25 protein-coding genes are annotated in these 19,514 nt (G+C 61.2%); 9 read left to right on the top strand and 16 right to left on the bottom strand.

All coding sequences use genetic code 11. The annotated features are described in order from the left end of the window. Nucleotides 1–35: 35 nt before the first annotated feature. The 6 genes from ACOWVD_RS23770 to ACOWVD_RS23745 all read right to left on the bottom strand — a co-directional run bounded on the left by ACOWVD_RS23770 (nt 36) and on the right by ACOWVD_RS23745 (nt 6,356). Nucleotides 36–719 carry a fimbria/pilus chaperone family protein gene (locus ACOWVD_RS23770; protein ID WP_197800438.1) on the bottom strand — a complete coding sequence of 228 codons (684 nt, stop codon included), beginning with the start codon at nt 717–719 and terminating at the stop codon, nt 36–38. Between the two features lie 16 nt (nt 720–735). Beyond that, nucleotides 736–3,051, bottom strand: a complete 2,316-nt coding sequence (locus tag ACOWVD_RS23765; protein ID WP_421105798.1) for a fimbria/pilus outer membrane usher protein — start codon at nt 3,049–3,051, stop codon at nt 736–738. A gap of 133 nt (nt 3,052–3,184) precedes the next feature. Further along, complete coding sequence (locus tag ACOWVD_RS23760; RefSeq protein WP_197799355.1) at nt 3,185–3,820, bottom strand: DUF1120 domain-containing protein; 636 nt, start codon at nt 3,818–3,820, stop codon at nt 3,185–3,187. Between the two features lie 49 nt (nt 3,821–3,869). Beyond that, nucleotides 3,870–4,511: a DUF1120 domain-containing protein gene (locus ACOWVD_RS23755; protein ID WP_049242284.1), complete on the bottom strand. Its 642-nt coding sequence runs from the start codon at nt 4,509–4,511 to the stop codon at nt 3,870–3,872. A 157-nt stretch (nt 4,512–4,668) separates the two neighbouring features. Next, complete coding sequence (locus tag ACOWVD_RS23750) at nt 4,669–5,280, bottom strand: DUF1120 domain-containing protein (RefSeq protein ID WP_015378852.1); 612 nt, start codon at nt 5,278–5,280, stop codon at nt 4,669–4,671. A gap of 623 nt (nt 5,281–5,903) precedes the next feature. Beyond that, nucleotides 5,904–6,356 (bottom strand): GNAT family N-acetyltransferase, encoded by a 453-nt coding sequence (locus ACOWVD_RS23745; protein WP_342135032.1) that lies wholly within the window; start codon nt 6,354–6,356, stop codon nt 5,904–5,906. A gap of 98 nt (nt 6,357–6,454) precedes the next feature. Between ACOWVD_RS23745 and ACOWVD_RS23740 the strand changes: the two genes are divergently transcribed. Continuing rightward, nucleotides 6,455–7,189 carry a class I SAM-dependent methyltransferase gene (locus ACOWVD_RS23740; RefSeq protein ID WP_342135023.1) on the top strand — a complete coding sequence of 245 codons (735 nt, stop codon included), beginning with the start codon at nt 6,455–6,457 and terminating at the stop codon, nt 7,187–7,189. 70 nt (nt 7,190–7,259) lie between these two features. Here ACOWVD_RS23740 and ACOWVD_RS23735 read toward each other — a convergent pair whose 3' ends face one another. After that, nucleotides 7,260–7,760: a GNAT family N-acetyltransferase gene (locus ACOWVD_RS23735; protein WP_025303970.1), complete on the bottom strand. Its 501-nt coding sequence runs from the start codon at nt 7,758–7,760 to the stop codon at nt 7,260–7,262. Between the two features lie 85 nt (nt 7,761–7,845). Here ACOWVD_RS23735 and ACOWVD_RS23730 point away from each other — a divergent pair, with 85 nt between their 5' ends. Then, entirely contained in the window at nt 7,846–8,772 is a 927-nt protein-coding gene (locus ACOWVD_RS23730) for a LysR substrate-binding domain-containing protein (protein ID WP_033632290.1), read from the top strand. Here the strand turns inward: ACOWVD_RS23730 and ACOWVD_RS23725 are convergent. Next, nucleotides 8,767–9,282: a DUF1543 domain-containing protein gene (locus ACOWVD_RS23725; protein WP_049242290.1), complete on the bottom strand. Its 516-nt coding sequence runs from the start codon at nt 9,280–9,282 to the stop codon at nt 8,767–8,769. The genes ACOWVD_RS23730 and ACOWVD_RS23725 overlap by 6 nt on opposite strands. A gap of 120 nt (nt 9,283–9,402) precedes the next feature. On the opposite strand from ACOWVD_RS23725, the gene ACOWVD_RS23720 reads away from it, so the two are divergent. Further along, the gene (locus tag ACOWVD_RS23720; protein ID WP_015378856.1) at nt 9,403–9,585 is read left to right on the top strand and encodes a YodC family protein; all 183 of its coding nucleotides are present in this window, start codon (nt 9,403–9,405) and stop codon (nt 9,583–9,585) included. Between the two features lie 34 nt (nt 9,586–9,619). Here the strand turns inward: ACOWVD_RS23720 and ACOWVD_RS23715 are convergent, their stop codons facing one another. Together ACOWVD_RS23715 and ACOWVD_RS23710 are read right to left on the bottom strand one after the other, a co-directional pair. Next, nucleotides 9,620–9,898, bottom strand: a complete 279-nt coding sequence (locus tag ACOWVD_RS23715) for a GNAT family N-acetyltransferase (protein WP_004928983.1) — start codon at nt 9,896–9,898, stop codon at nt 9,620–9,622. Continuing rightward, nucleotides 9,888–10,130: a (4Fe-4S)-binding protein gene (locus tag ACOWVD_RS23710; protein WP_004928981.1), complete on the bottom strand. Its 243-nt coding sequence runs from the start codon at nt 10,128–10,130 to the stop codon at nt 9,888–9,890. Before ACOWVD_RS23710 ends, ACOWVD_RS23715 begins: the two co-directional genes overlap by 11 nt. Before the next feature lie 192 nt (nt 10,131–10,322). Here ACOWVD_RS23710 and ACOWVD_RS23705 point away from each other — a divergent pair, with 192 nt between their 5' ends. Further along, nucleotides 10,323–10,736 carry a DoxX family protein gene (locus ACOWVD_RS23705; RefSeq protein ID WP_004928980.1) on the top strand — a complete coding sequence of 138 codons (414 nt, stop codon included), beginning with the start codon at nt 10,323–10,325 and terminating at the stop codon, nt 10,734–10,736. A 50-nt stretch (nt 10,737–10,786) separates the two neighbouring features. Here ACOWVD_RS23705 and smrA read toward each other — a convergent pair whose 3' ends face one another. After that, nucleotides 10,787–11,359, bottom strand: coding sequence for a DNA endonuclease SmrA (gene smrA / locus ACOWVD_RS23700; protein WP_015378857.1), 573 nt, complete (start codon nt 11,357–11,359; stop codon nt 10,787–10,789). A gap of 184 nt (nt 11,360–11,543) precedes the next feature. Between smrA and ACOWVD_RS23695 the strand changes: the two genes are divergently transcribed. Both ACOWVD_RS23695 and ACOWVD_RS23690 read left to right on the top strand, forming a co-directional pair. Further along, complete coding sequence (locus ACOWVD_RS23695) at nt 11,544–11,879, top strand: MbeD/MobD family mobilization/exclusion protein (RefSeq protein WP_004928976.1); 336 nt, start codon at nt 11,544–11,546, stop codon at nt 11,877–11,879. A gap of 64 nt (nt 11,880–11,943) precedes the next feature. Then, nucleotides 11,944–12,390: a DUF1198 family protein gene (locus tag ACOWVD_RS23690; RefSeq protein WP_025303978.1), complete on the top strand. Its 447-nt coding sequence runs from the start codon at nt 11,944–11,946 to the stop codon at nt 12,388–12,390. Between the two features lie 26 nt (nt 12,391–12,416). On the opposite strand, the gene ACOWVD_RS23685 is transcribed toward ACOWVD_RS23690, so the two are convergent. From ACOWVD_RS23685 to ACOWVD_RS23675, 3 genes are all read right to left on the bottom strand, one after another. Further along, nucleotides 12,417–12,755: a DUF2002 family protein gene (locus ACOWVD_RS23685; protein ID WP_038872785.1), complete on the bottom strand. Its 339-nt coding sequence runs from the start codon at nt 12,753–12,755 to the stop codon at nt 12,417–12,419. Nucleotides 12,756–12,857: 102 nt separating this feature from the next. Beyond that, nucleotides 12,858–14,030, bottom strand: a complete 1,173-nt coding sequence (locus ACOWVD_RS23680) for an MFS transporter (protein WP_049242291.1) — start codon at nt 14,028–14,030, stop codon at nt 12,858–12,860. 98 nt (nt 14,031–14,128) lie between these two features. Further along, on the bottom strand, nt 14,129–15,025 hold the full coding sequence (locus ACOWVD_RS23675; protein ID WP_049242294.1) for a LysR family transcriptional regulator: 897 nt from the start codon (nt 15,023–15,025) through the stop codon (nt 14,129–14,131). 105 nt (nt 15,026–15,130) lie between these two features. Here ACOWVD_RS23675 and ACOWVD_RS23670 point away from each other — a divergent pair, with 105 nt between their 5' ends. After that, nucleotides 15,131–16,513, top strand: coding sequence for an MFS transporter (locus ACOWVD_RS23670; RefSeq protein WP_049242296.1), 1,383 nt, complete (start codon nt 15,131–15,133; stop codon nt 16,511–16,513). Next, complete coding sequence (locus tag ACOWVD_RS23665) at nt 16,510–16,890, top strand: DUF4440 domain-containing protein (protein WP_171404257.1); 381 nt, start codon at nt 16,510–16,512, stop codon at nt 16,888–16,890. The genes ACOWVD_RS23670 and ACOWVD_RS23665 overlap by 4 nt, the downstream gene beginning before the upstream one ends. Nucleotides 16,891–17,085: 195 nt before the next feature. Here ACOWVD_RS23665 and asr read toward each other — a convergent pair whose 3' ends face one another. Next, nucleotides 17,086–17,397: an acid resistance repetitive basic protein Asr gene (gene asr / locus ACOWVD_RS23660; protein WP_421105797.1), complete on the bottom strand. Its 312-nt coding sequence runs from the start codon at nt 17,395–17,397 to the stop codon at nt 17,086–17,088. A 229-nt stretch (nt 17,398–17,626) separates the two neighbouring features. Here asr and ACOWVD_RS23655 point away from each other — a divergent pair, with 229 nt between their 5' ends. Beyond that, a complete protein-coding gene (locus ACOWVD_RS23655; RefSeq protein ID WP_004928950.1) occupies nt 17,627–17,935 on the top strand; it encodes a DUF883 family protein in 309 nt (102 codons plus the stop codon). A 61-nt stretch (nt 17,936–17,996) separates the two neighbouring features. Here ACOWVD_RS23655 and ACOWVD_RS23650 read toward each other — a convergent pair whose 3' ends face one another. Next, complete coding sequence (locus ACOWVD_RS23650; RefSeq protein WP_049242300.1) at nt 17,997–19,427, bottom strand: PLP-dependent aminotransferase family protein; 1,431 nt, start codon at nt 19,425–19,427, stop codon at nt 17,997–17,999. Nucleotides 19,428–19,514 lie beyond the last annotated feature (87 nt).

The raw sequence follows: 19,514 nt of genomic DNA, 5'->3' as shown, positions 1-19,514 counted from the left end.
GGTAAACGTCACCGGGCTCCTTAACTTGCGTCACGCTACTTCACCGCCAGCGTGACCGCGTCCTGCTTGAAGCCGTAGCGGCTCAGCGGCGTGATCATCACCGACGTCGGTCGCCCTTCCACCGCCAGCGTCTGCGTCTCGCCCGCCATCAGGTAGTAGTTCTCCAGCGTCACCACCTTGCCCGACGGCTGCAGCGTCAGCTGCGGCGCCAGCCGCACCACGTGCAACCCGCCGTTGGTGAGCGTCAGCCGACCGGCCCCCGCGCTCAACCGCAGGTCGTCCCACGGCGTCTTGCTCACCGCCACCGATTTCGGCTGCAATATCAGCCCGATGCTCTGACGCACCGGCATCCGCGCGCTGTTGTCCACCGCCTGCCCTATCCCCTCGAACGACGCCTTCAGCATCACCTCGTGCGGCAGCGCCGTACCCGGCTTCAGCACGAAGTTCACCTGCTGGCTCTGCCCCGCCTCGATGCGCGCTATCGGCGGCGACAGCAGCACCGCCTTGCTGAACCCTTTGCCATCCAAATCCTCCACCTTCGTCGCCAGCAATATCGGCTCCGACGAGCTGTTCCTGATGCTGAAGCTCACCCGCCCCGGGTTCTCCTCCAGCACGATACCCATGCTCTCCAGCTGAAACGACGCCCCGGCGGAATGCGCCAGCCCCAGCGTCAGCCACAGCCCGCCCAGCAGCTGCGCCAGTCTCCGTTTTATCGTCATGATTGCTCCTCTCTTCTCATCCATTATCGGACGAGCCGCCCGCCGCACGGCAGACGCCATCGCCCTCTTCGTACAACACCGACGGGTCGAACGCCGCCGGCACCGCGTAACTCACCACGCATTCGTTCATGTTCAGACGCCGCACCCGCAGCGCCTTGCCGATATCGTCATTCACCAGCATCAGGTTGCCCTCGCCTATCAGCGTACCCAGCAGCTGCCCCCGCTCGTCGTGCACCGACGCCCCAGTCGGCAGCAGCGCGCCGCTCTCATCCCGCAGGGTCAGCAGCAGCTGGCGCACTTCGGTCACCCGAAAACGCCGCTCCGCCACCGTGCCGCGCGCCAGCTCGAACGCCGCTTCGGTGCTGTCCAGCCGCAGGTTCAGCGGCAGCGACAGCGTATCGACCTGCGCGCGCAACGGCATATAAGGCATCAGCATCGGCAGCAGCGCGTCGCCGGCAAAATCCGTCATGCCGCTGCCGCCGCCCGACACCCTGACCCCCGACTGTCCCGCCACCCTCATCACCGCGAAGGTGTCGCCAATGCGCTGCGGTGACGTCACCCAGGTGCCGTTGGCCACCCCCAGCCCGCCAGACGATGCAAGCGACAGCGAGGAACTGCCCTGCCCGCTGTGCGAGACCCCCAGCGACAGCCGGGTATACGCCGTCTCGCCGCTCAGGTTGCCGGCGCCCTGGTACTCGCCGTCCGCGTCCCGCGTCACGTCCAGATAGCCGTTCAGCCGCTCGCTCACCGGCCCCTGCCAGCTGCCGCCCAGCGTCAGCTGATTGTTGCGCCGCGACTGCAGCCGGCTGCTGACGCTGCCCGCCCCCCAGGGCAGGCTCAGCCCGGCGTAGACCGCCGCACGGTCGTAAGCGGAAGACTGCAGGTTGACGCTCAGCGTCGCCCTTCCCAGGCTGACGCCGTACGCCAGCGCATGGGTCCAGCTGCGCCGGCTGTCGCGGTAATAGCGTTCGTGCGACAGCGAGTAGGTCAGCGCCCCGGCGCTCAGGGTGCGCCAGGAGAGCGCCGCGCCGCCGTTGTAGCGCTGCCGGGCCGCCCCTTCCGCCTCTGCGGGCGGGTTCAGCCCTTCGTCCGCGTCCCGAAAGCCTTCGGTGCGGTACTGCGACGACAGCGACAGCGCCAGATGGGGCCCCAGCGCCACCTGCCCCTGAGCCTCCAGCTGCACGCCGGGCTGCCGGCCACGGGTGAAGGTCGCGCCGCCCGACAGCCAGTTGCCGGCGTCGTCACTCACACTGCCCTGCCAGCCCAGCCGCTGGTAGGTGCGCGCCAGCAGCCCGCCCGCCGTTATCTGCCCCCGGCCGAGACGAAATGCCTGCTCACCCAGCAGCAGCGCCGGCGGCGAGGCGCCCTCTCGCCCGGCGCCGTACGGGCGGTAGCGCCCCGCCGCCAGCCGATAGCCGCCCGCCCGGCCCGCCGGGTCGCCGGCGTCGGGGGTGACCGTAAAGCGTTGCCGCCGCCCGTCGGTTTCCGTCAACGTGACCTCGGCCTCCACCCCGGCCATCACCGGCCCCAGCTCGCTCAGCGAAAACGGCCCGGCCGGCAGCAGGGTGCGGTACATCACCTGCCCGCGCTGTTTGACCTCCAGCGTCGCCGGGCTCGCCACGCTGCCCTGCAGCGGCACCGTCAGCGCCGCATCAGGCGCGCCGGCCGCCAGGGAAAGCAGCTGCCCGCCGCTGAGCGGCACGTTGCCGCTCAGCGCGCCGCCGGCGCTGAACTCACCGAGCTGAACCACCGCCCCCCAGGCGGGAAAGTCTTTGCTCGCCGAGGTCTCGTACACCTCGAGCCGGCTGCCACTCTCGTCGTTGCTGTAGCTTGAGCGATTGCGCAGCACCCAGTTGCGCAGGTTGACGCCCGGCTCCAGCATCGCCTGCAGCGTCTGCTGATTGCCGTAGCGCCCCTGACGCCGGTTGGCGTACAGGTCGTAGTTCAGCAGCACCGCATGGCCGCCCGACTGCTCGCTGCGCAGTTTGTCCGCATCGAACGCCGCCTCCGGCAGGGTGATTTCCACCCGAAAGGCGCCGGGAAACACCTGCACCACCGCCTGCGGCCAGTGCGAATCGAAACGTTCGCAGACCCCCGGCGGCGGCGTGACCCGCAAACGCAGCGTCTGCGCCAGCCGTTCATCCAGACACAGCGCCCCCTGCGAATCGAAACGCACCTCTTCCTGGTAACGCTGCGCCGCATTGACCTCCAGCGTCACCCGGTGCACGCCCGGCAAAAACCGGGCGGTATTGAAAAATTCGGCGATATCCGCGTTGTACCCCAGCTGCGCCAGGGTTTTGACATCAAATCCGGCGGCAGCGGTTTTCGTCATCGGCCAGACCAACAAAAACAGCAATGCCGATGCCCTTTGCCTGATAGACACGTCATCTTCTCTGGGTTAATGCCGGGAGCGACAGATTCAGAAAAAGGGGGAGAGTCCTCCCCCTTGCGTTACCCATCAGACATTACAGTCCGAACGCGAAATCCAGCGTGGTGGAGCCGTCCAGATTGGTGCCTTCGCCGATACCGCCGTGCATATCGCCGCTTTTGGCCAGGAAGGCCTCCACACTCAGTATTGCGGTGAAGGTCTTGCCGATGGCCAGCGTATTGGCGTTTGAGGCCCAGCCCACGCGCTTGCCGTGTTCGAGTTGTACGCTACCCATTGGGGAGGTGATCGTGCTGTCCTGAGTCACGAACAGTCGACCGAGTTTGCCATCAATCTGCGGGTGATAGGCTGTTACCGCATAGAACCCCAACTTGCCGGTATTATTGATGTTACCAAGACCGAAGGTTTTTCCCGCCTCGCTGGCGGTGCCCAGACGGTTGTCGATAACGTTGAAGGTCATCGGCGTTTCGGCATCGCATTTCACCTTCATGGTGCCGTTACCATTTACCCCCAGGCTGACCGCTTTGTCCCTGCTGATTTTCGTATGGTTGATGCTGCCGTAATCAAACACCCCGTCGTTAGGGAGTGACACCTCACAGGTCGGCGCCACCAGCTCACCCACCACTTTGATTTCCGCGCTCGGGCCGGCGGCCAGACTGCCCCCGGCGACAAGCAGCGTGGACGCTACCATCACGCGCAATGCAATTTTATTCATTTAGTCGACATCCTTATATCGCTTCAATCCAAAGAACTTTTTCGGGCACTCAAATGCCGTACGCGAAACTCAGGGTGGAGGATCCATCCAGTTTGACGTTGTCGGTAATTGGGCCGTTCATGTCTTTGGCCGAGGCCAAATAAGGTTCAACCTCCAGCGTGGCGGTAAACAGCTTGCCGCTGCTTTGTACGTTGCCCGACTTTGCCCAGCCGGTGACGTTGTTTTTATCGATATAGGCGGAACTGACGGTGGCGAACGCCGTGGTGCCTTTCTTCACGCTGAACAGCGCCGAAGGTATGGCATTAACTCCAGCGCCAAGAATGTTGATCTTATAATAACCGAGCTTGCCGGTACTATTGACGTTCCCCAGGCCAAAGTGAGCGCTGCCGGTTGCACTGGCGGTCCCCTCACGGTTGTCGACCACGGTGAAGTTCAGGAAGGTTTCGGCTTCGCAGTTAACGAGCAGTTGCTTTTGCGACTTGGCTAACGCCGTGGCCGCCGTTGAGTTGATTAGCCCATTGGACAATTTACCCAAATCGAAAACACCGTCATTGGTGATGGACACCTCACAGGATGGCACCGCCATTTGCCCTTTCACTTTCAATTCCGGCGACATAGAGGCCGCAGAGACCTGATTCGCCATCATCAGGATTGCGGCGATACTTGCAGAGATTACTGTTTTTTTCATCATGAATATCCATACTCATAGTTAATATTATCCCGTTCAAAACAGATGACAGGATGTTAAGCGGAGATAAACCCCGTTTTGCCACTCAAATTCACTGTCGTTACCCTTGCTGGCGTAAAAACAATGCATGAATTGACGCTGCGCACTTATTGCTTGTTATTCAGAGCCCAAAAACGAAATTCAACGTGACAGAGCCGTCCAGCCCCACTTTATCGACGGCGAGAATATTGGCGTCCAGAACCGGCGTCACTGAAATATCCATGGTGTAGGTCTGGCCGGCGGCGCGCGTCGCATCCGCCAGCAACCAATCGGTACGCTCACCGGAAATCAGCGCGGCTTCTGTGTTCGGCGGCACTGACGCATTGCGTGAACGCAACGTAGCCGGGAAGCCGTTTACGGCAGAGTGAGACAGCCCCAACAGAAAATAGCCAACGGGTTGCCCATCCGGCGCATTGCCCAGCCCGAAACGGCGCAGATCCGGCTCATTGCGGCTGGCCGCGCGGTTATCCGTCGGAATGATGGCCAGATAGGTATCGCCTTCACAGCGTACCTGCCAGGTTTGTTTCAAGGTCGGTAATCTCTGCGCCTCACCCCTAGCGCCTCCCCGCACGGCGCCATAATCATAAACGCCGTCATTACCGGCGATAACGGTGCATCCTGAATGTTTTATTTTCCCGGATACTTTCAACTCAGCCGAAGGCGCAGCGATAAGTTGACCGGAAAAAAGAACCCATAAAGCGATCAGGCTTGTTTGCAACAGTCTCTTTTTCATCCCAGCGTGGTTTCCATTCCCATTAATCCGCACGCTTGCAATTATGCAAGCCATCGATGAGATAAATAGTTCTCACTTCCCCTGACGCAGAAGCGATAAACGTTCTCTCATTAGATAACCATCAAGTTTTATTTCTCAGCACGGCTTCGCCTGCATCAATGCCAGCGACGATGCAGGAAATGCCAATTTAGCGTCCCGGAACAACAATTGAAATATAAAGCTAAATACGGAGGAAAATTCAGAGCATATAGCAGAATAAGTAGAAAAAAATAGGCTAAGACGACTAAAAAACAATAAAATCATACCAACAGACAGACAAACGCCCCATGATAATTACATTTAATTAACCGCCACAGCCACACATTAAAAATATACACAGCACATTAAAACCGAAAAACAGCCCGAATGATAACTCACATAAATAATTAATATAGAACCAACAAAAAATGAATGATGATATGCCGTCACTCCCCCCCCTCAGATGTAACGACAAAGGCTCTCGTTTCTCTCTGCGCCGTTTTCTCATTGCGGGAATGAGCTGAAAATATTCGGCACGGCAGATGAAACACAACCGCAATCCCATCAGGATAACCATCGGACCGAATTGGCAAACAACGAGCGGTTTACAGCGCCCGCGAATAGACCCGCGAGGCTTCTCCCCAAGGGTGATAGCCGAGCCCGTTATAAACGAAGCCATTACGCTCGTAGTACCCCTCCAGATCGGTGCACAGGTGCAGCTGCGAGAAGCCCAACCGGCGGGTTTCCGCCGCCACATGCTCAATCAGTTTGGCGCCGTAGCCCCGGCCGCGCTGCGTTTCCTCTACGTAGAGCGCACACAGCCAGGGATACAGCTCGCCACGGCTGATAAAGTCGTTGGTGATGAGCCCCGCACAGCCGAGGATCTGGTCATTTTCCATCAGCAGGTACCACTGCGGCAGCGGGTTGGCGGCGCCGAGGCTGCGGTTGATGGCGTCTTCATACATCATCAGCGTCTCTGCCGTGGCCCAGTGCCGCTGAAAATACGCAATGGCGCGCGGCGCCAGCTCGGGCGCTTGCCGCACCGAAATCATGTCCATCGTCATTCCCGTTATCCATGTTGTCAGCGTAGAATTATGCAGCAATATGCAGGGTATGGCAGCGGCATTCCGCCGCCGTCATTCACTAAGGAGTCATCATGACGCAAAACATCTATGACAATCAGGCTTTCTTCGACGGCTATGCGCAGCTCAGCCGCTCGCAGCACGGCCTGGACGGCGCGCCGGAATGGGCCGCCATCCGCCGCATCCTGCCGGATTTGCAGGGCAAAAGCGTGGTCGATCTCGGCTGCGGCTACGGCTGGTTTTGCCGCAGCGCGCGCGAACAGGGCGCCGCCGACGTGCTGGGATTGGACGTCTCGGAAAAGATGCTGGCCAAGGCGCGGGAGATGACCGCCGACGCGGGCATCGAGTACCGTCGGCAGGATTTGGCGCAGCTGCAGCTGCCGCCGGAAAGTTACGATCTGGTCTACAGCTCGCTGACGCTGCACTACCTCGAGGATCTGGCCGCCCTGTTCGCCACGGTGTATGCCGCGCTGAAACCCGGCGGGCAGTTCATCTTCACCGCCGAGCACCCGATCTACACCGCCCCTGCGCAGCAGGGCTGGCTGACCGACGGCAACGGGCAGAAATCCTGGCCGGTCAACGGCTACCAGCGGGAAGGCCAGCGCGTCTCCAACTGGCTGGCGGAAGGCGTCATCAAGCAGCACCGCACGCTCGGCAGCTATATCAACCCGCTGGCGCAGCAAGGATTTATCATCCAGCATTTGAACGAATGGGGCCCCAGCGCACAGCAAATCGCCGCTACCCCGGCGCTGGACGAAGAGCAGGAACGCCCGATGATCTTTATTCTCGCCGCCGGCAAACCCGCCTGATTCTGATCTGATTCACCCGCAGTAAACCGTTCACACCACCACAGTTGGGGAGGCCGCCTCCCCCCAACGGCTATTGCGCCGGCAGCGCCGCCCCGTGCGCCGCGAAGTGCGTCAGCGCCTCGCCCTCCATGCGATAGCGCACCCACTCGCCCTGCGGCTGCGCGCCGATGCTGAGGTAAAAATCGATGGCCGGCTGGTTCCAGTCCAGCACGCTCCACTCCAGGCGGCCGCACTGCCGCTCGCACGCCAACTGAGCGATGTGCCGCAGCAACTTTTTACCGGCGCCCGCGCCGCGATGCTTCGGCGCCACGTACAGGTCTTCCAGATAGATGCCGTTTTTACCCAGCCAGGTTGAGTAACTCATAAAGAACACCGCATAACCCGCCGGCTCGCCGTTCACAGTACAAATCAGCGCTTCGGAACAGGCGCCAGGCCCAAACAGGCTGCGTTCGATATCTTCCACGCTGGCCAGCACCTGCTCGCGCGCCTTTTCGTACACCGCCAGCTCGATAATCATATCCAGAATCAGTTTGGCGTCGCTTTTTTGCGCCGGGTAAATCTCGATGGTCATGGCAAATCCTGAGTGTGTTGATGACTGTGCTTGCCAGCATATCGCGCCTCAAATACTGTATGAACTGCATTTTCATCAACAGGTAATGAATATCATGCATCTGGATTTGAAGCGCCTCGATCTCAACCTGCTGCTGGTGTTCGAAGCGATCTATCGCCTGCGATCGGTGACGCGCGCCGCGGCGGAGCTGGCCCTCAGCGCGTCGGCGCTGAGCCACGCGCTGATCCGGCTGCGTAAGGCGCTGGCGGACGAGCTGTTCTACCGGGTCGGCAACGACATGCACCCGACGGTGTATGCCGACAGCCTGGCCCCGACCGTCAGCGAAAGTCTGGCGCTGCTGGCCAAAGGGCTGCATCCGCGCCCGCGCTTCGTTCCCGCCGAAAGCCGGGAGAGCTTCACCTTCGCCATTACCGATTACACCGCCTTCGCGGTGTTTCCCGCGCTGATGGCGCAGATGCAGCGCCTGGCGCCGGGGCTGTCGTTCCAGCTGCGCTATTCCGAGCGCAAGGTGGCATTGAACGATCTGTTGGCGGGGCGCATCGACTTCGCGCTGGGCTTTACCGAAACCGACGGCGAAAGCTACCCGGAGATCGACGAGGTGAGCTGGCTGGAGGATGAGTATGTGGCGATTTGTTCACCCGCCTTCAGCGTAAAATACGGCGAACTGACGCTGGAAAACTATCTGCGGGCGCGCCATCTGGTGGTGACGCCGTGGAACGAACAGCGCGGCGTCATTGACTACCAGCTCGATAAGCTGGGGCTGCAGCGCGATATCGCCATCCGCACGCCTTCGCTGCTGGGAGCGCCGTTCATCGTCGCCGACAGCGAACTGGTGATGAGCATGCCGCGCTACGCCGCGCAAAAATTGCGGCAGGCGGCGGCGCTGGATATCCACCCCCTGCCGTTTCCGGTGCCGCCGTATCAGATTAAAATCTACCTGCACCGCAAGAACGGCCGGCCGGAGGCCTGCCGCTGGTTGCGGCAACAGCTGCAGGCGCTGGCGGCGTTATAACGCGGGTTCGCCGATCGGCAGATACCCCTGCCACAGCGGCCGGGCCGGTTTGCCGTGCGGGTTGGCCCGCAGATGAACGTGATAACCCTGCAGCGCCTGCAGCAGCAGGCAGTCGTCCACCTCGGCCAGGTCATCCTTGTGCTGCTGCGCGCTATCGGTCAGCAGCACTCGTTTGGCTTTGTCTTTCGCCTCGCCGGCAGAGCGCGCCACAAACAGGCCGAACTGGTGCAGTTCCGCCAGCTCATCGCTGCGGTAACCGCCCACGTTAACGAAAAACAGCTTCTCTTCACCGGCGAACGGCGCAGGCTCCAGGCTCACGTCGTAACCGTCCGCCCAGTCGATGCGCGCATAGCCGTCGACATGCACCTTGCGCTTATCGCCGAACCACTTTTCGCGCAGCAGCGGATACGCCTCATCCGGCCGATCCGCCGCCGCGAACTGCACGTCGTGCAACTCAATATTGGCGCCCGGCGCCGTACCGCCCACATAAAACATCAATAATCCCGGCATGTTAGCCTGCTCTCCCTGGTGATAATCGTTGTATAATTTAATGCATAACGAAACATCTGCCAACGGTAGCGCCATTCTGTGTTATCAATAGGTGAGGTTTAATCTGTTGTAGAGGAACGCATGGCATTCAATATCGGTGATTTTGTACAACGCACCACCGGCGGCCCAAAGATGACCGTGGTGGCGATCGACGGCGAAACCCTGGTTTGCAGCTGGAATGAACTGGGTAAAGAGCAGCGCACGGAGGTGCAGGCCAGCGAGGTGGCGCTGTACCATGAAGACGGCGATTTCGGCGTCTGCTGAACGCTCGGGGCGCGCGCCGCGCCCCGTTATCGCCTCAGGCGCGAATGTCCTGATAGGCTGGCGTGGTATCAAACTCATGCTTGGCGAACGGGCACAGCGGAATGATTTTACGCTGCTCAGCGCGCATTTTCTCCACCACCAGCGCCACCAGCTTTTTGCCGACGCCCTGCCCCTTCAATGACTCATCCACCCAGGTGTGATCGATAATGGTCAGCTTGTCGCCGCTCGGCACGAAAGAGATCTCGGCGATCAGCTTGCCTTGCTCATCATTGATATAAAAACGCTTGTCGTCTGCCAAGATTTTATGATCCATATGATTTCTCCCTATATTTAAGTGCGCCGCTGGGGCAGCTGTCGATAACGCGTTTCACCTCGGCCGGCTCGGCATTGTCCGGCATAATCCACGGGCGGCGATTCAGGGTAAAAATAGCCGCGTTGCCATGCACGCAGTTGGCGGAATGGCGGCAAACTGCACTGTTAAAATAAACGTCAATCTTATCACCGGAATAACGGCGGTAACCGGCGGCGGTCAATTCCTCATCCATCATGGCCTCACATTGCCTGTTTTATTGTTTTTGCTCCAGAGTCAAGTATAGGCAATACCGCCGGCTTCACCACGCGTCTCGCCCATCGAAAAAAGTGGCGCAACCGCCCGTCGCCGCTAGAAAAAAACGTAAATTGTTCTAATCTTTATACAGTAAGACAACATAATTCCGACAGTGGCTAAGGAGTTCGAAATGGGTGATAGCTCAAAAGACGGCGTAATTCTGCTGTCCCGCATATTGCTGATGATTCTGTTTATCATTTTCGGTTGGATGAAACTGGTCAACTTCGGTGCGACCGTCACGGCGATGGAAGGTTACGGCACGCCGATGCCTTATTTGGCGGCGATCGTTGCCGTGGTGGTGGAGTTTATTTTCGGCATCGCGCTTATTCTCGGCCTGTTTACTCGCCCTATCGCGGTCATTTTCGCCCTCTATGTTTTGGGCACTGCGTTTATCGGCCATCCATTCTGGAAAATGACCGGTATGGAAATGATGGGCAACGAAATCAACTTCTTTAAAAACATCAGCATCATTGGTGGTTTGCTGTTGCTGGCGGTGACCGGCGCCGGCCGTTATTCGCTGGACTATAAAATATTTAATAAATAATTCATCGATGGCCGGCGATATTCGCCGGCCATTTTATTTCGGCAATCCTTTCAACGGCTGCGCTTGGCGTGGCGCTCAAAGTTTTCCGCCCTGGCCTGCGCCGATTTACGCAGCGTGACGTAGCAGGCGCCCTCGCCGCCGTCGCGCGGTAAGGCGCGGCAAAACGCCTGCACCTGTTCAAACTGCGCCAGCCATTTGGCGACGTAACTGCGCACGATATTCGGATGGCTGTCGTTCTGCCGCCCACGGCCATGCACGATCAGCAGCGAACGCAGGTTTTGCGCCTCCGCCTGCACGATGAAGCGAAACAGCGCCTGCCGGCTGGCTTCAACCGGCTGACGCAGCAGGTTCAGCGACGCCTGCGGCGGGTAACGCCCGTTGCGCAGCTTGTCCAGCACGCCCTGCTGAATGCCTTCCCCTTTGAACTCCAGCGGCTGTTCGCAGGGGATCACCTCGAGAAAATCGGTGCTGAGGAAGTTTTCCTGCCGCAGCCGCTGTGCTTCGCGCCGCGCGCTTTTGTCCACCGTCTCCTGCGGCCGGAGGTGCAACGTCTGCCGCCCGTTCGCCAGCGGCACCACGTCCGCCATCGCCTGTTCAAAAAAGTCTTTTTCCTGCTCGCTCATGTTCCACCTCTCTTGAACGGCAGCCTTTACGGCCGGGAATGGGGTCGATTGTAAGACGCCTTGCCACGGTTGCAAGCCGGGAATTGTCAGCGGCATGTGTCTCATTTGTCGTCAACGGGTGAGCTTGCGAACAGTTTTCGCTATACTGCTAAGCCATCATTGAGTGCCGCAAAGGATCGAGCCCATGACAATGCGCGAGCTGGAAATCCAGTTTCAAAATGCGATGAATGAGTTGCAGAGCAGCTTCGAACGGCAACACCGCGAATGGCAGCAGAGCTACCAGGCGCTGCAGCAACTGCTGGAAGAAGCCAAACAGCGCGAAGCCGCGCTGCGGGCGCAGAATGAACAACTGGCGCGCAAACTGAGCACCGCCAGTTCGGTGCCGGAACAACATGCGCTGGTGAAGCAGATCAAAATGCTTGGCGCCCATCTCGACGCGTTGGCCAAAGACGCGGCCACCTTTAACCACCATCTGCGCCAGCAGAGCGCGGTCGGTAATTTCAGCGGCGAACAGCATTGATAGCGGGCGCTGTCGCACAGCGCCTCTCCCTCTTCTGGCGTATTGAGAGTGTAATAAAGCCTAAATGACCTGGATCATCCTCGCCGCCCTGATCGTCGTATTTATTATCGGTTACCGCATTCTGACGTCCGACACCCGCAAAGCCATCGATTCGCTGGCCCATCTGCTGAGGGTCAAACCGATGCTGATCGAATCGATGATCCAGGAAATGGGCGGCCGCCAAAGCCAGACCTTTATCCGCATGCTGAACAACGGCTACACCGAAGAGATGCACCAGGCCGCTTACCTGCTGTTCATCTATCTGACGTTCATCAAACAGGCGGACGACGAACAGATTGCCCTGTGGCGCGACGTGCTGCTGCGCGCCGGGCTATCGCCGGAGCTGCACGCCGAGCACACCGAAGCGGCGCTGTTTTACTTCGCCGAGCTGGATATCGATGCGTTTGAACTGGCGCAGTTCCGCCGCGCCTACAATGAGCGTTTCAACCGCGAAGCGTTGGCCCACGGCTGATCGCGTCCCCCAAGGCGGGGGACCGATTACAGGAACATGCTGAAGAGGTAGCGCGACAGCGCTTCGCGCGAGCTGAAGCCGTGTGCGATGCCGTAACGCAGGTTCGGGGCGTCGCCGCTTAAATCCAGGGGAAACTCCAGATACTGCTCGCTGGTGCGCACCGGGGAGGTTGGCGTGGCGAAATGCACGCTTCTCTCTTTCAACGCCGGGTGGATCACCAACGCGGTTCTGCCCATCCGCGCTTCGCGATTCACATACACGTAGTGTGCACCCTTGCGGTAGCCATAGGCCTGATCGGTGACATAATCACGCTCAAAGCCGGTATTCTCCAACACTTTAGCCACTTCATCCGGCCGTAAATACATCGATTCCTCCTCTCATTCTGGACCGCTGAGCGACCTTACCGTAATCATTCACCGAAACAATGATTTTCTGGGGAGGAATCCGGGTTTCGGACTATTCCTGAATCAGCGCCGGCTGCGCTGCAGCAGGCGCAGAGTGAGCAACACCCCGAGCGCCACCAGCAGCGCCGCCGCCAGATAGATCGACGGCACGCCCGCTTGCCCAATCAGCAGCCCGGCCAGCGGGCCGGTGATGCCCAGCGCCAGGTCGAGGAACGCCGAATAGGTGCCGAGCGCCGTGCCCTGATTCTGCGGCGGCACCTGTTTCACTGCCTCGACGCCCAGCGCCGGGAACACCAGCGAGAAACCGGCGCCGGCCAGCAACGCGCCGGTTTGCACCATCCAGGGCTCACCGGCCTGCCAGATCAACAGCAGCCCGACGATCTCGACCAGAAACGACACCAGCGTCACCTTCAGACCGCCGTGGCGGTTGATGACGTTGCTGAAGATCAGGCGGATGCCGACGAAGGCGCAGCTGAACAGCGTCAGCGAAAACGCCGCGCCGCTCCAGCCCTTGTCGGCGTAGTAAAGGGTGATGAACGTGGCGATGACGCCGAAGCCGACGGTGCCCATCGCCAGCCCGAGACCATAGGCCCAGATGCGGCCGAACACCGCGCTAAAGGCGATGCGTTGCCCGGCGGTGATCGAGACGTCCGGCTTGCCGCTCGCCAACAGCAGCGCCACCGCGACCGCCAGCACGATCAGCGCCGCCACTCCGGCCAAGCCCCACTGCTGATTCAGGTACACGCCGAGCGGCGCGCCGGCCGCCATCGCCCCGTAGGTGGCGACGCCGTTCCAGGAAATCACCCGTGCGGTGTGCATCGCCCCGACCCGGCCGATGCCCCACAGCGTGGAACCGGTGCTGGCGAAGCTTTCGCCGACGCCGAGAAACACCCGCCCCACGCACAGCAGCAGCAGGCTGAGCCATGGCCAGCCGTCAACGCCGAACGCCAGCGCGTAAAACAGGCCGCTGGCGCCGCAGCAGGCCAGGCCGAACAGCACCACCTTCTTCGGCCCCAGCTGATCGGCGTAACGCCCGGCGTGCGGGCGGCTGAACAGCGTGGCGAAGTACTGCGCGCTGATGATAAGGCCCGCCAGCACCGAGTTGTAGCCCAGGTGGTCATGCACAAACCCCGGCAACACCGCCAGCGGCAGGCCGATGGTCAGGTAGCAGACGAAGGTGAACATCACCACGGACAGAATGCGTCGGTTCAGCTGGAAGTTATTTTCTGCGGTCATCGAAGGTGGCTCGCATCGGACGGGGTAGACGAAGCCCTCCAGCATACCCCGATGAGATTTGATGATAAATGAGAGAGTGATAACGAATTATTATTTCGCTAACGGTTTGCCGCCACCCGCACGCGCAGAAAATCGATAAACGCCCGCACCTTCTCCGGCACATGACGGGTATTCGGGTAGAGCGCATAGATGCTCTGCTCGGGGAAACGGTGATCCGGCAGCAACCGCTGCAGCCTGCCGGCGTCGATCTCGGGCTGCGCCAGCCACGCCGGCAGCAGCGCCACCCCGGCGCCATGCAGGGCGAACGCCAGCAATGCGGCGGCGCTGTCGCCGGTGAGCGTCGCAGCGTCCGCCACCTTGAACAGCACCGCTTCGCGCTGCGGCGTGACCACCTGCCAGCTGAGCGGCGAACTGAGCCGGCTGTGGGCGATCCACTGCGCCTGCGCCAGATCCGTCAGCGAATGAATCGGCCGGTCGGCCAGATAATCCGGCGCCGCCACCGGAAAAATGGCGAAGCTGTCGATCAAGGCCGCGCGGTGGCTGGAATCCGCCAGCTGGCCCAGACGGATCGCCACGTCGAAGCGCTCCGAGATCAGATCGGCATGATAAGAAGAAGACACATGCTGGATGCGCAGGCGCGGATGCTGGCGCGAAAACGCCGCCAGCGCCGGCGCCACCACCTGCGCGCCGTACTCCGGCGTGCTGGTGATGCGCAGCACGCCGCTCAGCCCGTGATGATCGCGGCGCACGTCGTCGAGCACGTTCTCCGCCTCCTGCAACAACTGCAGGCTGCGCTGGTAGAAGCGTTCGCCGGCATCGGTCAGCGATAATCGGCGGGTGCTGCGCGCCAGCAGTGAAACCCCCAGTTCGTTCTCCAGCTGCTTGACGTTAAAGCTCACCACCGCCTTGGTTTGCCCCAGCGCCACCGCCGCTGCGGTAAAGCTGCCCGCCTCCACCACCGCCGCGAAGATCGCCAGGCGCTGCAAATTCAGCATTTCGCCGCCCTTATTGTCAAAATAATTTTGACAGTGTAATCGCCCGCCGCCGATTTATCCGCACTTTTCCCCCCGCTACACTGCTCGCCTTCAACCGGAGGCACCATGTCTTATCGCAGCAAAGTGGCAATCGTCTATCTGCTCGGCTTTTTCGTCGATTTGATCAATATGTTTATCGCCAACGTCGCCTACCCCGCCATCGGCCAGGCGATGCGGGCGTCGGTCAGCCAACTGGCGTGGGTCAGCAACGGCTATATTCTCGGCCTGACGCTGGTGATCCCGCTCAGCGCCTGGCTGGCGCAGCGCATCGGCGGGCGGCGGGTGTTTCTGCTCTCGCTGGCGCTGTTCATGCTGGCCACCCTCGGCGCGGGCAACGCCGAGAGCATCGGGGCGCTGATCGGCTGGCGCACCCTGCAGGGCATGGGCGGCGGCTTGCTGATCCCCATCGGCCAGACGCTGACCTATCAGCTGTATCGCAGCCATGAACGCGCCGGGCTGTCTGCGGCCATCATGTTAGTCGGGCTGCTGGCGCCGGCGCTGTCACCGGCGCTGGGCGGCTGGCTCGTCGATCGGTTGGACTGGCGCTGGGTGTTTTTCGCCAACCTGCCGCTGGCGGCTCTGGCCCTGGCGCTGGCGGCGCTGTGGCTGCGCGCGGAAGCGCCGACGGCGGCGCGTAAACCGCTCGACGCCACGGGGCTGCTGAGCGGCTGCGCGGCGCTGACGCTGCTGCTGCTCGGCCTGACCCGGCTGAGCGAGGCCGGCCATCAGGCTTCCGGCGCGGCGCTGCTGGCCGCCGGCCTGCTGGTGCTGGCCTATTATTTGCGCCATAGCCTGCGCACCCCGCAGCCGCTGCTGAACCTGCGGCTGGTCGGCGATCCGCTGCTGCGCAACGCCATGACGGTTTATTTGTGCATTCCCGGCCTGTTCATCGGCGTCAGCCTGGTGGCAATGCTGTATCTGCAAAACCAGCTGGGGATGCCCGCCGCACAGGTTGGCGGCCTGATGCTGCCCTGGGCGCTGGCATCATTCCTGGCCATCACGCTGACCGGCAAAACCTTTAACCGCCTCGGCCCGCGGCCGCTGCTGATCGCCGGCTGCCTGCTGCAAGGTGCCGGCATGCTGACGCTGGCGCAGATCGATCAGGCCGGGCAGCACGCGCTGCAGATCGCCGCCTTCGCCCTGATGGGGTTCGGCGGCAGCCTGTGCAGCAGCACCGCGCAGAGCAGCGCGTTCCTGCAGATCCCCGACGCTCAGCTGGCGGACGCCAGCGCGCTGTGGAACATCAACCGCCAACTCAGTTTTTGCCTCGGCGTGGCGCTGCTCAGCCTGCTGCTGAATCTGCTGCTGGCCGTGTTGCCGCCCGCGGCGGCTTACCGCACCTGCTTCATTCTGGCGGGCGCCAGCGTACTTATCCCGCTGCTGCTGTGCCTGCGCCTCGCCAACCGCGCCATCGTGCGCCAACTCAACGCTCAACAGGATGCTTTATGAACCCGTATTTTACCGAAGTGATCGACGCCCACATCGCCATTGAACGCTGGCTGGGCAAAGGGGCCGGAGAAGAGCAGGCGCTGCTGGCGCGCTTTACGCCGGATTTCAGCATGATCGCGCTGAACGGCGCCCCGCTGGATTTCACCGCGCTGTGCGCTTTTTTCCGCGCGCATCGCGCCGCCAAACCGGGACTGGAAATCGAGATAGAAGAGATGAAGCTGGTGGCCGAATGGCCGACGGGCGCGGTAGTCAGCTACCGGGAAAAACAGAGTCTGCCGGGACAAAGCGCTACGCTGCGCTACTCCACGGTGGTGTTTGAACGCCAGCGCAACGCGCTCGGCTGGCGGCATTTGCATGAAACCGCCGCGGCGCAATGATCACAAAAAGCTGCCGGCCAAAAACAGTTCCCAACCGACGATCACCCCGCACAGGGTTACCGCGCTGAAAATGACCTCAAACAGATAGCGCTGGATCATCGTTCGTCGCCTCAAAAGAAGACACCCGGAAGAACCGGGTGTCTGGAGTACGGACTGGAGCGTGCGGAACCTTTCGGTTCCGCAAACATCACTTAATTACGCTTTTTTACCGGCTTTTTTGTGGTGTTTTTTAGCGGCCTGGGCTTTCTGAGCTGGCGCTTTTTTGTGGTGCTTTTTAGCGGCCTGAGCTTTCTGGGCTGGCGCTTTTTTGTGGTGCTTGGCTTTCTTGTGGTGCGTTGCTTTAGCTGGCGCTTTTTCAGCAGCAGCCGCTGGCGCAGCGGTAGTGGTGGTGGTGGTCGCAGTTGGCGCGGTGGTGGTAGCCGGAGCAGTAGCTGCAGTATCAGCAGCGAAAGCAACAGAAGACAGACCCATAGTGGCAGCAACGATCAGCGCTAATACTTTTTTCATCTTTAAATCCTCAGAGTGTTGTTTCGGTAAGCCCCGGTGGAGCCGTTGAAACAGATACTAGTGGAATCAAACCGCCGCTTCCGTGAGTGATTGGTTTCGCCGAGTAACCAAATGTACAAAGCCCAGGCGCCGGCAAACACCTGCGTGACGGCGGTTTTTTTCCGTGATCGGCCACGCAAATCTCGGCATGGTCTACACTTGAAAGACATGTGTCGAAATGGAGAGCTGAATGTTTAAGAAAGCGGAAAGAACAGAACGCGATATCGATCAGGACGTCACTCTGTTGGCAGATACGCTGGATGAAGTGTTGCGCGAGTCCGGTGACAAGACCAAAGAGGAACTGAAAGAGCTGCACAGCAAGGCGAAAGGCGTGCTGCGCGACGCCCGGGCGCGGTTCAATGGCTCCACCAGTCTGACACAGCATGCGCGCGACGCGGTCGATCAAGCCGACAGCTATGTGCGTGACAAACCTTGGCAGGGCGTAGGGATCGGTGCCGCCGTCGGCATCGTGCTCGGCGTGCTGCTGGCCCGGCGTTAACACCCCTGCAGTCATAAAGATAAAACAGATGTGCGTCTGGCCCGCGGAAATCGCGGGCCGTTTAATTTGCGTGTTTAAACAGCTGCGCCAACCCCTGCACCGCCCGCTCCGTCTCCTCTCGCCGGCTGAAATTGGCGAATCCCAACAGTAACCCTTGCCCCGCCGGATGATCGATTTGCCAATCCGACAACGCCTGCGCCGCCAGCCCCTGCCGCCACGCTTGCGCCGCCAACGGCGCATCCGCCAGCCCGTGATGCAGCCGAGCCAACAGCTGAATGCCGCCCTGCTGCGGCACCACCGTCAGCCAGGCCCCCAGCTGCCGTTCCAGCGCCTGCGTCAACCACTCGCGCCGCTGGCGGTACAGCGGCCGCATGCGTTTCAGGTGGCGGTAGAAATGCCCTTGCCGGATAAAATCCGCCACGCTTGCCTGCAGCAACGGTGGGCAGCCGCAGCCGCGCAGCCGGCTGCTGCGCGCGAATGCCGCCGTCAGACCGGCGGGCACCACCAAATAAGCCATGCGCAGCGCCGGGAACAGCGTTTTGCTGAAAGTGCCGGCGTACAGCACCCGCCCCTGAACGTCGAGGCTTTTCAGCGGCGGCAGCGGCCGCCCGTGATAGCGAAACTCGCTGTCGTAGTCATCCTCGAGGATCCAGGCCCCGCGCTGCTGCGCCCAGTCGAGCAGCGCCATCCGCCGCGCCAGGCTGAGCGAGACGCCGAGCGGGCTCTGATGAGTCGGCGTGACCACCGCCAGCCGCGCCTCGGGCTCAGTCAGGATCCCGGCGGCCACGTCCATGCCCTGTTCATCCACCGGCACGGCGACCGGCCTCACGCCGGCGGCCCGCAGCAGCGGGCGCGTAACCGGATAACCGGGATCTTCAATCCATACCGCGTCACCGGCGTGCAACAACGTCTCCACCACCCAGTCCAACAGCGCCGGGTAGCCGGCGCAGAGGAAAATCTGCTCCGGCTGGCAGCTGATGCCGCGCGACAAATGCAGATAATGGGCGATCGCCTCACGCAGTTCAGGCAGGCCGCCGGCCGGCGGCAGCGCCAGGGAAGCCACCGTAGAACCGCGCAGCTGGCGGGCGACAATGCGCTGCCACAGCGCACGTGGAAACGCATCCAGCGCCGGCACGCCCAGTTGGAAAGGCTGCAGCATGCCCTGCGGCTGCAGCGGATCGGGCGCCACCGCCGGCAGCGGCGGTGCAGCGGACGCCGCCCCCTGCATGGGCGGCAACTGCGACGAGACATAGGTGCCCGCCTGCCCCCGGCTCCGCAAAAAACCTTCGGCGATCAGCTGCGCGTAGGCGCTTTCCACCGTGGCGCGCGCCACGCCAAGATCGCTCGCCAACCCACGCACCGAAGGCAGCCGGCTGCCCGCCGCCAGGTTGCCCTGGGCGATGGCGTCTTTGATTCGCAGATAAATCTGCCGGTACAGCGGTTCGGCGAGCCCGCTGTCCAGCCGCAATGAAGTCAGGAACGGTGGCATCATGGCCCGGTTAAATAATCATTTTATGGCTCTATAGCATAGACCATAAGGCCGCTAAAGTAGCGGCATGATTTCGTTACTATCGATTGA

The sequence above is a fragment of the Serratia sp. SA088 genome, from assembly GCF_049065515.1.
GTDB classification, from domain to species: domain Bacteria; phylum Pseudomonadota; class Gammaproteobacteria; order Enterobacterales; family Enterobacteriaceae; genus Serratia; species Serratia nematodiphila.
Note: the sequence above shows the minus strand (reverse complement) of the source record. Positions and strands in the feature narration are given on the sequence as shown.